This window comes from Gemmiger formicilis, assembly GCF_016901605.1.
In the GTDB taxonomy this organism is placed as follows: domain Bacteria; phylum Bacillota; class Clostridia; order Oscillospirales; family Ruminococcaceae; genus Gemmiger; species Gemmiger formicilis_B.
The window spans coordinates 1-575 of the sequence record NZ_JACJKP010000395.1; the positions used below are offsets into that span (position 1 = coordinate 1).

Sequence of the window (575 nt, forward strand, 5' to 3'; positions counted from 1 at the left end):
GCCTGCAGCAGGTCAAGACGCCGGAAGATTTCTACCAGAGTGCCGTGGCCTTTGGCAACTTCCAGAAGCAGCTGGCCGGCTATCCCGCCGCCACCCTGCACGAAACCATTCCCCACTTCCACGACACGCCCCGCCGCTTTGAAAACTTTGAGAAAGCCCTGGCTGCCGACGTGATGGGCCGTGCCAAAGACGTGGCCGACGAGATCGCCTTTGTGCGCGCCCGCAAAGCGGATTGTGCCTACATGACCGATCTGCTGGCTGCCGGAAAACTGCCCCTGCGGGTGACCCACAACGACACCAAGCTGAACAACATCCTGTTCGACAAGGAATCCGGCGAGGGACTCTGCGTCATTGACCTGGACACCGTTATGCCGGGTCTGGCCGCCAACGACTTCGGCGACTCCATCCGCTTTGGTGCCAACCACAGCGCCGAGGATGAACCGGACCTTTCCAAGGTAAACTTTGCCGTCCACGGTGGGAATGACCTGCAGGGTCACCCGGGCGGGGTCTTCGCCCCGCTGGGCAGCCTGCTTGCGCAGGTATTCGTTCACGCCGCAGATGTTCTTCATCAGGCC

Annotated in this window: 1 protein-coding gene; it reads left to right on the plus strand. The window is 61.6% G+C overall.

Annotated elements, in window-relative coordinates; translation table 11 throughout:
- The coding region (locus H6B10_RS15085; protein ID WP_243427421.1) for a phosphotransferase enzyme family protein at positions 1–575 on the plus strand (575 nt) is incomplete at both ends.